We start from the raw sequence: 216 nt of genomic DNA, 5'->3' as shown, positions 1-216 counted from the left end.
ATTCAGGTAAGTTACAGTAGTTGTTGAACCCGCAACGGTATTTGCGCACCTATCAGGGAACATCTTTAACTGCAAGTCGCTGACAATAATAGCATCAACGCAATCCGGTAACAGATACTTCGTATTCCCATTCGCTGAATCACTACCCAACTGAAACGATTCAGTCTTAGTATGTGGTGGATACCCCTGATAGTAACCCATAAAGTAGCTACTACC

General features: G+C 43.1%; 1 protein-coding gene. It reads right to left on the bottom strand.

Going from position 1 to position 216, the window contains the following annotated elements; translation table 11 throughout:
• Nucleotides 1-201: hypothetical protein (locus QCD75_RS22130; protein ID WP_301231666.1), on the bottom strand; the 201-nt coding region annotated here is incomplete at its 3' end.
• Nucleotides 202-216 lie beyond the last annotated feature (15 nt).

The sequence above is a fragment of the Arthrobacter sp. PsM3 genome (assembly GCF_030433895.1).
GTDB lineage: Bacteria > Actinomycetota > Actinomycetes > Actinomycetales > Micrococcaceae > Arthrobacter.
The sequence above is the reverse complement of the archived record's forward strand: the minus strand, read 5'-3'. Positions and strand labels throughout refer to the sequence as shown.